We start from the raw sequence: 13,448 nt of genomic DNA on the forward strand, positions 1-13,448 counted from the left end.
ATGCGCGTTTCTACAGCTCAGTTTTACTTACAAAGTTCACAGCAAATGAGCCAAAAAAGCTCTGATGTTAATGATCAAATGGCTTACTTATCAAGTGGTAAACGAGTGTTAACCGCAAAAGACGATGCTATTTCTTATAGTACCTTAGCTGGCTATAACAATGACTTAGCCAACATAGAAAAATATAAACGCAATATTACTATGGCTGAAAGTCATAATAATATGCAAGAAATTGTTTTTGCTGATGCAGACCTTATTCTAGATAAAATAAAGTCTGATATGTTGCTTGCCAATAATGGTCGTATGTCAAGTGAAGACCTACAATCACTCGCTGAACAAGTAAAAAGTAACTTCAGTCAGTTACTTGATCTTGCTAATAGTCAAAATGAAAATGGTGACTATATTTTTTCTGGCTATCAAACCGAACAAAAACCCTTCAGCCAAAATGTTGACGGCAGTGTTACTTATAATGGTGACTCGGGTGTTAGAGAGCTACAAGTCGCTAAGAATATTAATATAGCCACTAATCAAGCGGGCGACGCAGCTTTTTTAAAGGTTGGAAACGCCATCGGTGATTTTACTGCTAATTACACCGCGAACACCTCAGGTGTTGCAGTTGAAAGTGCCAAAATAACTAACCGTGATAGCTACAACTCTAGTGCGCTGCCGCACGACTACACCTTTACTTTTGACGCGGTCACTAATGATTTAACCGTAACAGGCAGTGCCGGCATAGTTTTTCCAGCCGCGCCCTATACCGCAGGTCAAACCATTTCCTTTGACGGCATCGACGTTACCCTAAACGGCAATCCTTTGCCGGGTGATAGCTTTACCATCAGCGAACAAGATGAAATGAGTGTTTTTGACACTATTAATGAGGCAATTTCTTGGATGGAACGAGGAAGTTCTACGATTGATCAAGAACAGCATCAAGTAGATTACAACACCTTACTTAACCAGCTTGATTCAGCGATGAACCATATAACGTCAAGGCGTGTTGACTCAGGTATTCGCTTACAAACACTTGAAAGCCAAGAGAACCGTCATCTTGATTCAGCCCTAAATCTAGCTAAAGGAAAATCTAATATCGAAGATTTAGATTTTGCCAAAGCTATTTCTGAGTTTGAACAATCAAAATTAGCCTTACAAGCATCACAACAAGCGTTTAGTAAGGTACAAGGGTTAAGCCTATTTAATTATATCTAGAGATTAAATACCGTCATTTATTAAGTGGCACAGTTCATGCTTTATTATTAGTACGAATAAAAGACAAATAAACAACAAAAGTCGATATTAAATAACGCAGTTGTTTTTCAATAAGAGTAAAGAGGCTTTTTAAGAAAGCTTCTAATAAATAACATTAATACATTAGGAGTTTTATCATGGCTTTATCAGTAGTTACAAATACCTCATCGTTAAACGCACAGCGTAATTTAACAAAATCTGGTGAAGGCCTTGCGACATCAATGCAACGCCTATCATCAGGTATGCGTATCAACAGCGCGAAAGACGATGCAGCAGGTTTACAAATTTCAAACCGTTTAACGTCACAAATTAATGGTTTAGCGGTAGCACAGCGAAATGCTAATGATGGTATTTCAATGGCACAGACAGCTGAAGGTGCAATGCAAGAGTCAACTAGCATATTGCAACGTATGAGAGAGTTAGCATTACAATCTGCTAACGGTTCAAACTCTGATGAAGATAGAGGAGCATTGCAAAAAGAAGTTGCTGCGCTGCAAACAGAATTAACGCGTATTTCTGACACAACTTCATTTGGTAGCCAAAAATTGATTGATGGTTCTTTTGGTTCTAAATCTTTCCAAGTAGGGGCTAATGCTAACGAAACAATCAATGTAACGCTAAAAAGTACAGCGGCTGCTAATATTGGTTCTTTTGAGTCAACTTTAGCAGGAGCTGCTGGTTCAGCTTTAGGCTTAGGTCGTGCTTCTGCTGCTGCTAATACAGATGCATTATCAGCGAATGGTGTTGCAGGCGGTGCTTTATCTATAAATGGTACTGCGCTCACTACAGCACCTGCCGCCAATGTAAGCGCTAAATCCATAGAAGCGGAAATTAATGCTATATCGAGCGAAACAGGGGTTACTGCCGATGCACGAACACAGGCGGAAGTAAAAGTTACCGCCGCTGGACAAATGTCATTTGATTTAAATGGAACGACAATTTCTGCTAATAATTCTGATATAACAGACTTATCTGAATTGACAGAAGCAATTAATGCTAAATCGAGTGATACAGGGGTTACTGCTGAAAACAAGGGCGGTAGCATAGTTTTAACTGATGAAAGTGGTGCGGATCTTAATCTCGCCGATGTTACTTCAGCCACGGGCGATCTGACAGTGGCAGGTATTGCGCAAGACGGCACAAAGCAAGGGACACCAATTTCTTTAGATGGGCAGCTTGCAGCGGCTGACTCTACAACGGTGGCAGGTAGTATTAAATTAAGTTCATCTGACTCTTTTTCAACGGTTACAGCTACTGATGCTGATTTGGGAGCTGATGCTACTTCAATTCTGAATCAAGTGTCAGACATTGATATATCAGTTCAAAATGGTGCTCAAGTAGCTTTGGATGTTATTGATGGCGCGTTAGCGCAAATTGATTCTCAGCGCGCAGGTTTAGGTGCGATTCAAAATCGTTTCAGCTTTACTATAAGTAACTTGGCGAATGTTCAGGAAAATGTATCAGCGTCTCGTAGCCGTATTCAAGATACTGATTTCGCTGTAGAGACTGCGCAAATGACAAAAAACCAAATATTACAACAAGCAGGTACGTCAATCTTAGCGCAAGCTAACCAGATACCACAAGCTGCCATTAGTTTAATCGGTGGTTAATACATTTTAAATTAAGGCAAATAGTAATGCTAAAGCTATCACTTTCTAGTGATAGCTTTTTTGTTTATATAAGGTTTTATATATGGTTATTCTTTAAGAAAAAATACAGTTATTAATGCTTTGGAGGTAAGACTAGTATTTAGTAAATAAAAATTATATTACATTATTAGCACCAAATTCTAACTACAGTGTTATGATTTAAGACGGTTTATCCATTAATTAAAATCCTATTTTTAATTATTTATCTTCTTTTTAATAAAAACATTAAAGTAATTTCAACAGCTGCCGTTACTGTTAATAGAACGGGTACTTAATGACACTTTTTTATTACGAAAAGCATCATGCTAGGTTCCTGACTTATTAACTTGTTTAACTAACGTATTACATATTGTAATCAGGAGTTTTAAAAATGGCTATTTCAATAATCACAAATACCTCGTCATTAAACGCACAACGTAATTTATCAAAGTCAGGCAGTGACTTAGCAACATCAATGCAGCGTTTATCATCTGGTATGCGTATTAACAGCGCTAAAGATGATGCAGCAGGCTTACAAATATCAAACCGTTTAACCTCGCAAATTAATGGACTAGGTGTGGCACAACGTAATGCTAACGATGGTATTTCTATGGCACAAACGGCTGAAGGAGCGATGCAGGAGTCAACTAGTATTTTACAGCGTATGCGCGAACTGTCTTTGCAATCAGCAAACGGTTCTAATTCTGGTGAAGATAGAGCAGCAATACAAAAGGAAGTGTCAGCATTAAGTACTGAATTAACACGTATCTCTGACACAACAAGTTTTGGTGACACCCAGTTATTAAATGGTTCTTTTGGTTCTAAATCTTTCCAAGTAGGTGCTAACGCTAACGAAACAATCAATGTAACGCTAAAAAGTACAGCGGCTGCTGATATTGGTTCTTTTGAGTCAACTTTAGCAGGAGCTGCTGGTTCAGCTTTAGGCTTAGGTCGTGCTTCTGCTGCTGCTAATACAGATGCATTATCAGCGAATGGTGTTGCAGGCGGTGCTTTATCTATAAATGGTACTGCGCTCACTACAGCACCTGCCGCCAATGTAAGCGCTAAATCCATAGAAGCGGAAATTAATGCTATATCGAGCGAAACAGGGGTTACTGCCGATGCACGAACACAGGCGGAAGTAAAAGTTACCGCCGCTGGACAAATGTCATTTGATTTAAATGGAACGACAATTTCTGCTAATAATTCTGATATAACAGACTTATCTGAATTGACAGAAGCAATTAATGCTAAATCGAGTGATACAGGGGTTACTGCTGAAAACAAGGGCGGTAGCATAGTTTTAACTGATGAAAGTGGTGCGGATCTTAATCTCGCCGATGTTACTTCAGCCACGGGCGATCTGACAGTGGCAGGTATTGCGCAAGACGGCACAACGCAAGGGACACCAATTTCTTTAGATGGGCAGCTTGCAGCGGCTGACTCTACAACGGTGGCAGGTAGTATTAAATTAAGTTCATCTGACTCTTTTTCAACGGTTACAGCAACTGATGCTGATTTGGGAGCTGATGCTGTTTCTACATTAGCTCAAATTTCTGACCTTGATTTATCAACTCAGACTGGCGCGCAAAATGCACTATCCGTTATTGATGGCGCGTTAGCGCAAATTGATTCTCAGCGCGCAGGTTTAGGTGCGGTTCAAAATCGTTTCAGCTTTACTATAAGTAACTTGGCGAATGTTCAGGAAAATGTATCGGCGTCTCGTAGTCGTATTCAAGATACTGATTTTGCTGTAGAGACTGCGCAAATGACAAAAAATCAAATATTGCAACAAGCAGGTACGTCAATCTTAGCGCAGGCTAACCAATTGCCACAAGCAGCACTAAGTTTAATCGGTTAAGCTCATAGTCCTTAAGGTTTAGGACTAGCCTAAAGCGTGAAAAAGGAAGGGGCAATTACACCTCTTCCTTTTTGTGTTTAATTAATCGTCGTTATTTTATGTTTAGACAAGGATATTCATTAGTCTGAGACAGCTGTTGAAATAACATAAGGAGTCTATAATGAGTGTAATAGAAAGTAGTACAGACGTTAGTTTGGCTAACTTAACTCCTGAGTTTAGAAAATCTAGCGAATCGATAGAAGTTACCGGTAATACTAAAGATAATAAACTCATAGTAAGTGATAAAAATTCTGCCATTGTTGTTAGCGAACAAGCGGAACAAGTTAGTGAAGAGCAATTAACACCACAACAACTCGAGAAAGTGGCTCAGCAATTGCAGGATTTTGTTGGAGAAATGAATCGTGGCTTAGAGTTTTCTGTTGATAAAGATTCAGGACGCGATGTGATTAAAGTTATCGATAAAAGTAGTGGTGACTTAGTTAAACAATATCCTTCAGAAGAAGTATTAACCTTAGTGGCTAAGCTGTCTGATTCTGTAGGCGGTTTTATTGATGCTAAGGTATAGTTGTTTCTAGCTTGTCTAGTCTCGATATTAAACTTAGTTTCACATATGAAATATTAAAGGGGGTCTTATGCCTAATTTAACGTTTACAGGGATAGGTTCTGGTTTACAGGTTAGCGAAATTGTTGAAGCTATTGTCGGTGCTGAAACCGCTCCTTATGTTTCTCGATCTAACAAACAGCAGGCAGCGATTACCACTGATATCTCTGCTATTGGTGCACTTAAATCGGCATTAGAAAGTGTTACTGACTCTATTGCTGATTTGGCTGACGCTGATAATTATCAATTGCGTAGAGCCAGTGGTGCAGATAGTTTTGTTAACTTAACGGCTAGTAAAGATGCTCAGATTGGTAACTATTCAGTTAAAGTGGATGCGTTAGCGCAATCACACAAGTTAATGTCTGGCGCTATTGGTGACAGTGAAGCTGTTGGCGAAGGTACTTTAAATATTGCTGTAGCAACCAGTAACTTTGATATTGCAGTTTCAGCAACCGATACCTTAAGTGATATTCGTGATGCTATTAATGACAGTGTTGATAACGATTCTGTTATTGCCACCATAGTCACCGATGATTTGGGTCAGCATCTTATTATGACCAGTAAAGAAACGGGTGTTGCTAATGCTATTACTACTACCGTTAGTGATCTTAGTGATGGTAATGATACTGATAATTTCGGCTTGTCTCGCCTTGCTTATGATGTTTCAGATGTCGATCCGCAAAATCACATTACAAATTTAGCAGAAGTTGACAAAGCTGTAGATGCGCAAATTACAGTTGATGGTACTTTGGTTGTTTCTAGTAGTACGAACGAATTTAAAAATGTTATTGACGGTGTTGATATCACGGCAAAAAAAATGCATGACGTTGATGATGATATAAGCAAAATTAGTTTTAGTGCTAATAATACTAATATTCAATCGGGTATTGAAAATTTTGTTGAAAGTTATAATGAATTATTTAAACTAGGCAAACAGCTAGGTGCTGCAGGAGAAGGTGGTACTGGACCATTATCTGGTGATTCATTATTACGTGGTGTTATGGGGAAATTACGCCAAGAGCTGAGTAAAAACTTTGATACAGGTAATGGTAATAGCATGTCTTTATCTGAACTTGGTGTGCGTAGTGACCGTTACGGCGTGCTGACTTTAGACTCTGTAAATTTGAATGAATTCATTGATAGTGATGTTGGTAGGGTAGAACAATTTTTTGTTGGCTCTGACTCAACTGATGGTTTTGCCAATTCACTTAAAAGTCTTACAGCGTTTTATACTGATTCAGACGGTATTATTCAAAGTCGTATTGACAGCGGAACCAGCCAGTTAGAGAGAATAGATGATGACCGTTTAGCGTTTGGACGTAGAATTGAATCATTAGAGGCACGTTTATATGCCCAGTATAATGCCATGGATTTGATCGTCGCCGGTTTGAACTCTACTAGCTCTTACTTAATGGCTCAATTAGATAATATGCCGGGTGTGGTACGAAAGAATAAATAAGGACATTTTGAATAAACTATTTTTTAAAAATAGAGATATCATCATGAAAATTTATAATAATGAAGAGATTTTATTATAAAGACTAGTGGCTTGGTTGTTTGATAAACTCTCCACTGAATGAGCTTTGCCAATGATTGAGCTGATCCTAATCACCTCTCTTGCAATTTCTTCAATTTTCTAGTTGCTTCAACTTGGGTTTCCTATTGTTGTTTTTCAATACCAAGCCTTGATATTTCAACAACATCAGAAGCAAATACTCCTAAATCAGGTTTTAATGGCCTGTCTTTCGTTATAGATGCAGATTTAGAACCAAGGCTACGCGCTAATCACTACTTGCGGTCAACGGATTTGCAACTGACAAAACAGCACTCCTGCATTGTTGCCAATATTCTCGGTATTGCGTGTAAAACAGAAAGTTGAATAAAAAAACAAATAGATATGTTGGTTTACTCATTTATAATACGGGCTTTGGATGAGCCTAATTGTCACGAGTTGAGAAAAGAGGGAAACAATTACTCGGAGTAGGTGTTAATACTTTTTATAGGACTTAATGATTTTTGTACTATTTTTGAGTTTAATTATTTGTTCAGTGATTATATTTTTACAGGCTTTTGATTGACTCGTTAATTCATTGTCAATACTGGTCATTTCAATTAATAGGACTTGCTCTGATGATATTTCGATAGATGAAAAATGACTAAACAAGTGAGTAATTAATTCTTTTCTTTGGGACATTAACTCAGGTAGTTGACTAATTTCTTTTGAATTTTTTTCTTTAGAAGTCTCAGATAAATCGTGAGTGTTCTGACTGTTTTTTTGAACAGATTGTATGCGCGACAATAACTGTCGCGATACATCATTTATCTGTTTAATGCTTGTTTTTATGCTGTTTGGCACTAAAAGCTGACCTGATTTTGATTTTCTAATGGTATTGAATCCCAGCCAGCTTTTATTGGTAATAAAATTTGGATGATCTCCTCAAGCTTATTAGAGTCATTGTTAGTACTAGCAACTAATAACTGTTCTGAACAAAACTTATAAAGTGAAGCTAAGTTCTCTGAAACTTCTCCGCCTTGTTTGAAGTCAAGAGAGGCTTCTAGAACACCAATGATAGCGATAGCATTAGATAGCTCAGTACCTTTTTTATCAAAATTGTTTTGTGAAATTGCGCCTTTAGCGGTAGCGATATTACCTAATAATTTTTGAAATAGCATAGCAACTAATTGATAAGGTGATGCCTGCTGAGCAGTACTTTTATTGGTTTGATGATACTTTTTAAGTGATGCATGTGTCATAGACACCTCCTCGTTAGCTATACCTTGAGTATAGAAAACTTGTAGAATTGAAACAATAGCTTTAGACGTTAACTTTTAAGTTAGCTAACTTAAACTAAAGGTTGGTTATTTACAGTTACCGCAAAGCCTTCATTTTGTGCTTTTTGATAAGCCTTTAGTAACACATCATGAGTTATATCTTCTTTGTTATTTAAGACACCGTTGCTTATTACTTCAATATTATCCCAACCGCGAGTGACTAAATACTCTTCTATTTGAGTGATTTGTTGTTCAAAAGGCATGTCTTTTGAAAACATATTGAACTCGTGACGAGTCCCTTTAGTAAACTCTTTATTATCATGCATTAATTCAGCAGTGCCATTTATGATCAACATCTGATTTCCTATTTTTAAGATATGGTTATTGATAAATATAACTATGCTTTTATTATGCCAAACTTGTTAACTTATTAGTTTTTTACTGTTTTTAAAGTTAAGTTATTGAAGTTGATATAAAAATAAAAAATATTTTTCACGGTTCTTTCTACATTAAAATTGAAAAGTGATTATTTATATTGATTACAACTTTTTGACACTAGTATTCGCTTAACAATTTTAAATATTGATTCTGTTGCAATATTTATTTTTTATCTGTAGTTGTTCTTACACAATAAGCTTGCCATATTTGTATTTATAGGAACTATAGGACTCTGCTATAAACAAATTATCCTGAAGCATTTATCGGCAAATTTTTACTTATCTTTAGACATTTTATATTTATATGAAGATAGCGATATTTATCATTAAGATAGAGTCTCACTATCTGACTTGGTTTATCGAGTAAAAAATCCTCATACTATTTAAGTCAATTTTATGACGTTGCACTGTCAATTTATTGTTGCTTATTTACTATATCTCGCTAGAATAAAATTATAGATAACAAAAATATGGTTTTTTTAGATATATGCAGGGTCAAAAACATGTACTTGTCGTTGATAACGACATTGCCAGACGCGATCAAATAGCGACCGTATTATCATTTGTCGGTGAACATTTTTATGTGTGTCCTGAAGATGATATTGAGCAGTATTTTAAAGAAACTGATAATATTCTTACGGTGGTTTTGTGTGGCAAGGTCAGTGATTTACTGGTCGATTTTGTTAAAAAACACCCTGAAACACCTTTTATCCTCCATGATGTACTCGACGCGACTTTATTAAGTGGTGCTGTTAATGTTTTAGGCAGTTTAGCTGTGCCTTTAAATTATGCTCAGCTTACCGAGCAAGTACACCACTGTCATCAATACCATAACCAATTACCCTCAAAGCGAAATCACAACGGTCCTAATTTGTTATTCCGCTCTTTGGTGGGCGCCAGTGAACCTATGTTACAAGTGCGCTTTTTAATTGAACAAGTGGCTAGTACGCAAGCGAGTGTCTTGGTTTTAGGTGAGTCAGGTACGGGTAAAGAAGTTGTGGCACGTAATATTCATAATTTATCTGACCGCGCTAAGGGGCCTTTTGTTCCGGTTAACTGTGGCGCTATACCCGGTGAATTATTGGAAAGTGAATTATTTGGTCATGAAAAAGGTGCCTTTACGGGCGCTATTTCTACCCGTAAAGGGCGTTTTGAAATGGCTGAGGGTGGCACGTTATTTCTTGATGAAATAGGTGATATGCCTCAACCCATGCAAGTGAAGCTACTTCGTGTTCTGCAAGAACGTACTTTTGAGCGTGTCGGTGGCGCAAAGAGTATTAAAACCAATGTGCGTATTATTGCTGCAACCCATCAGCACTTAGAAGATATGATCACCGCGGGCACATTCCGCGAAGATTTATTCTATCGTCTTAATGTTTTTCCTATTGAAACACCGGCATTACGTGATAGAAAAGAAGATATTCCATTACTGATTAAAGAACTTATTTCTCGTTTTGAAGCAGAGCAAGGACAAAGTGTTCGTTTTACTGAGCAAGCGATTGAATCTTTAAAATTACATGCTTGGGCAGGTAATGTTCGAGAATTATCTAACTTAATTGAACGTATGATCATTATGTTTGCTGAGCAAGTGGTTAATGTCAGTGAATTACCAGCAAAGTATCGTCATATTGATGTTGAAGAGTATCAACCTGAATACCCTGATGAGTTGCAAGAACGTGATGCGATAAATGAGCTATTTTCTGGCTTTGATTATGATGACGAAGAAGATACCAGTAGTTTTGCTGACCAACCAGAAGAAGCATCTGTGGTTGATGTTTTGCCAAACGATGGCTTGAATTTAAAAGAATACTTAGCAGATCTTGAAGTGTCGATGATAAACCAAGCACTTGAGAAAAATGACTGGGTTGTTGCACGTTCGGCAGAATTATTAGGGATGCGTCGAACCACATTAGTTGAAAAAATGCGTAAGTATAACTTACAAAAAAACACTAACTAATATCCTACGTTAACCAGGTGTATTGATTGTTATATCCGTTATTACAACAGCCGTTGTACTGGAAAGTATCGCGAGGGTTAGCGTTTTTATCTTTGGTTGAACTGAATATTCTTGGACAGTAAAGCCAAATCTTTGACGGCAAGAATTGTTCTAAAAATCGCTTCTAACATCATGTAAATTAATATAAAACCTCTTTGGCATAGTTAATGCTTTATTCAGTTGGTATTTTTAAATTGAGTAAAGTATATGGCCGTTGCAGTTTCACATTCATCAGCATCTTCTAAATTGTCTACACCCATTCATTGTGTGGAAGATAATCTGTTTCATAAAGCTAAGTTTGCTTTTACTCCGCAGTCATTTGCCCATAGCGATACGTTAGAAAGTGAAGCATACCGTGGCGAGCTATCGTTACTTCGTCAAAAGTCTAATCAACTTGAGCAAATTATTGATGTTATGCCGACCGGGATGATCATGCTTGATGGTAACGGTATTGTTATTAAAACCAATAAAATTGCTAGTTTGTTACTCGATGAACCGATTCTTGGTCAAGCTTGGTTTGATGTTATTAAACGCTCGTTCAAACCTCGTGCCGACGATTGGCATGAAGTGTCATTAAAAGACGGCCGCCGAGTTAAATTAGAAATTACTGCTTTAGGTGATCAACCTGGCCAGTTAATTATGATCACCGATTTGACCGAAACGCGTTTATTACAAGATAAACTTAGCCATATGCAGCGTTTATCGTCATTAGGTCATTTGGTTTCAAAGCTTGCTCATCAAATTCGCACACCACTTTCTGCCGCTATGTTATATGGCGCAAATTTAAAAAATAAAAAACTTTCTTCAGACGATCGAAGTAGCTTTCAAGACAAATTAATGGCGCGCTTGCACGACCTAGAACAACAAGTAAACGATATGTTGTTGTTTTCAAAAAGTGGCAAGCAAAAAGTTGTTGAACCACTTTCAATTAATAAATTGATTACCCATTCAGTTAACGCAGTAGAAGCATTAATTGTTCAAGCCAAAGCGAAAGTAAACATTAAGCTTTGTGATGACGATTGCCAAATCTTAGGTAATAAACGTGCGTTAAGCGGTGCTATTGAAAACTTAATTCACAACAGTTTACAAGTTATTAAGCAGGGTGCGGAGATTTCTATTACCACCTACTGCCAAAATGAATACGCTTATATTAGTGTACAAGATAATGGTCAAGGTATTAGTGAAGAGCTTGCCAATAAAATCTTTGAACCTTTTTATACATCAAGGGCACAGGGAACTGGCTTAGGTTTAGCGGTGGTAAAGTCAGTTGCTAAGGCTCATCAAGGCGATGTTCGCTTAGTGAGTAAGCCAGGAGAGGGCGCGCACTTTTGTATTCACTTACCTATTTTAGACACAAAAAATATTAACGGGGAGAACACTAATGAATCAAAGTAAAATATTAGTTGTTGAAGATGATGCAGGATTACGTGAAGCCCTGATGGATACTTTAAAGTTATCAGGTTATCAATGTATTGAAGCTCAATCAGGTGAAGATGCTTTACTCACGCTTAAAGAACAAAGTGTTGATCTCGTCGTTAGTGACGTGCAAATGGATGGTATGTCGGGCTTAACACTACTCAATAGTATTAAAAGAAATTGGCCAAATTTACCTGTGCTGATAATGACGGCATACGGTACGATTCATGATGCTGTTCAAGCGATGCGTGATGGCGCCTGTAATTATATGGCAAAACCTTTTGCGCCAGAAGTGCTGCTCAATATGGTTAACCAATATGTGCCATTGAATGTGACTAGTCGGCATGAACCTGTGGTTGCTGACGCACAAAGTATTGAATTATTAGCGTTAGCAAAGAAAGTCGCGACCACAGATGCTTCTGTTATGGTGCTCGGCCCCAGTGGTTCTGGTAAGGAAGTCTTAGCACAATACGTTCATTACCATTCGAACCGAAGTGATAAGCCCTTTGTTGCTATAAACTGTGCTGCAATTCCAGAGAATATGCTGGAAGCGACTTTATTTGGTTATGAAAAAGGTGCCTTTACCGGAGCCATTCAAGCGTGCCCAGGTAAATTTGAACAAGCACAGGGCGGTACTATTTTATTAGACGAGATCACTGAAATGGATCTTGGCTTACAAGCAAAAATTTTACGGGTCTTACAAGAGCGAGAAGTTGAACGCTTAGGGGGTCGTAAAACAATTAAGCTGGATGTTCGTGTTATCGCAACCAGCAACCGTGATTTAAGAGTAGCTGTAAAAGATGGTATCTTCCGTGAAGATCTCTACTACCGTTTAAATGTCTTTCCATTAACGTGGTTAGCATTAAATAAGCGCAGAGATGATATTGTGCCATTAGCCAAACATTTAATTACTCAAGCATCGTTAGCCAATAACATGGCTATTCCAGAACTAACCGCTTCGGCGAGAAATAAACTGACGAGTTACGATTGGCCAGGCAATGTTCGTGAATTAGATAATGTTATTCAACGAGCCATTATTTTGCATAGCGACCAGATTATTAATGCTGGTGACTTGTTAATTGAAAATTTCGACAGTGAAATTATTACTGATGTGGCGTTAGACAATAATAGCGAAGACATGCTGGGTAATGAATTAAAAATACAAGAGCATCAAATTATTCTTGATACCCTCACCGCTTGCCAAGGTAGCCGTAAAGATGTTGCTGAACGATTAGGCATTAGCCCAAGAACGCTTCGCTATAAAATAGCAAGAATGCGTGATTCGGGTATTCAAATACCAGCCTAACAATTGCTAAAAAGGGTAATATTCCTATAAAGCCAATATTTTCATTTAAAATATTGGCTTTACTGCTATCTACAGTTTTCACTGATTAAACCTCCCATAATCTCGATAATTCTTTAATTCTCATACTGGCACCATGCTTGCAATATCTTCGTTATATCGTTACTTAAACCGTTATTTATAGGCTTA

The 13,448-nt window shown here is 37.6% G+C and carries 11 protein-coding genes; 8 read left to right on the forward strand and 3 right to left on the reverse strand.

The genetic code is table 11. The features are described from left to right. The 5 genes from flgL (at window position 1) to fliD (ending at window position 6,794) form a co-directional block, all read left to right on the forward strand. A complete protein-coding gene (gene flgL, locus H4J76_RS02285; protein ID WP_182230020.1) occupies window positions 1-1,206 on the forward strand; it encodes a flagellar hook-associated protein FlgL in 1,206 nt (401 codons plus the stop codon). 176 nt (window positions 1,207-1,382) lie between these two features. Further along, the gene (locus tag H4J76_RS02290; RefSeq protein WP_182230021.1) at window positions 1,383-2,855 is read left to right on the forward strand and encodes a flagellin; all 1,473 of its coding nucleotides are present in this window, start codon (window positions 1,383-1,385) and stop codon (window positions 2,853-2,855) included. A 409-nt stretch (window positions 2,856-3,264) separates the two neighbouring features. After that, on the forward strand, window positions 3,265-4,734 hold the full coding sequence (locus H4J76_RS02295; RefSeq protein WP_182230022.1) for a flagellin: 1,470 nt from the start codon (window positions 3,265-3,267) through the stop codon (window positions 4,732-4,734). 160 nt (window positions 4,735-4,894) lie between these two features. Then, window positions 4,895-5,299 carry a flagellar protein FlaG gene (locus H4J76_RS02300; protein WP_182230023.1) on the forward strand — a complete coding sequence of 135 codons (405 nt, stop codon included), beginning with the start codon at window positions 4,895-4,897 and terminating at the stop codon, window positions 5,297-5,299. A 67-nt stretch (window positions 5,300-5,366) separates the two neighbouring features. After that, on the forward strand, window positions 5,367-6,794 hold the full coding sequence (gene fliD / locus H4J76_RS02305) for a flagellar filament capping protein FliD (RefSeq protein ID WP_182230024.1): 1,428 nt from the start codon (window positions 5,367-5,369) through the stop codon (window positions 6,792-6,794). Between the two features lie 528 nt (window positions 6,795-7,322). Here fliD and H4J76_RS02310 read toward each other — a convergent pair. The 3 genes from H4J76_RS02310 to H4J76_RS02320 all read right to left on the reverse strand — a co-directional run bounded on the left by H4J76_RS02310 (window position 7,323) and on the right by H4J76_RS02320 (window position 8,463). Next, window positions 7,323-7,691: a hypothetical protein gene (locus tag H4J76_RS02310; protein ID WP_182230025.1), complete on the reverse strand. Its 369-nt coding sequence runs from the start codon at window positions 7,689-7,691 to the stop codon at window positions 7,323-7,325. Further along, on the reverse strand, window positions 7,691-8,089 hold the full coding sequence (gene fliS, locus H4J76_RS02315; RefSeq protein WP_182230026.1) for a flagellar export chaperone FliS: 399 nt from the start codon (window positions 8,087-8,089) through the stop codon (window positions 7,691-7,693). The genes H4J76_RS02310 and fliS overlap by 1 nt, the downstream gene beginning before the upstream one ends. An 89-nt stretch (window positions 8,090-8,178) precedes the next feature. Next, window positions 8,179-8,463, reverse strand: a complete 285-nt coding sequence (locus tag H4J76_RS02320) for a hypothetical protein (protein ID WP_182230027.1) — start codon at window positions 8,461-8,463, stop codon at window positions 8,179-8,181. Between the two features lie 568 nt (window positions 8,464-9,031). On the opposite strand from H4J76_RS02320, the gene H4J76_RS02325 reads away from it, so the two are divergent. From H4J76_RS02325 to H4J76_RS02335, 3 genes are all read left to right on the forward strand, one after another. Continuing rightward, window positions 9,032-10,501 carry a sigma-54 dependent transcriptional regulator gene (locus tag H4J76_RS02325; protein ID WP_182213512.1) on the forward strand — a complete coding sequence of 490 codons (1,470 nt, stop codon included), beginning with the start codon at window positions 9,032-9,034 and terminating at the stop codon, window positions 10,499-10,501. Window positions 10,502-10,747: 246 nt separating this feature from the next. After that, window positions 10,748-11,935, forward strand: a complete 1,188-nt coding sequence (locus tag H4J76_RS02330) for a PAS domain-containing sensor histidine kinase (RefSeq protein WP_182230028.1) — start codon at window positions 10,748-10,750, stop codon at window positions 11,933-11,935. Beyond that, a complete protein-coding gene (locus tag H4J76_RS02335) occupies window positions 11,922-13,262 on the forward strand; it encodes a sigma-54 dependent transcriptional regulator (RefSeq protein ID WP_182230029.1) in 1,341 nt (446 codons plus the stop codon). Before H4J76_RS02330 ends, H4J76_RS02335 begins: the two co-directional genes overlap by 14 nt. Window positions 13,263-13,448: the final 186 nt, after the last annotated feature.

It is taken from the genome of Colwellia sp. BRX9-1 (assembly GCF_014077195.1).
Taxonomy (GTDB): Bacteria; Pseudomonadota; Gammaproteobacteria; order Enterobacterales; family Alteromonadaceae; genus Colwellia_A.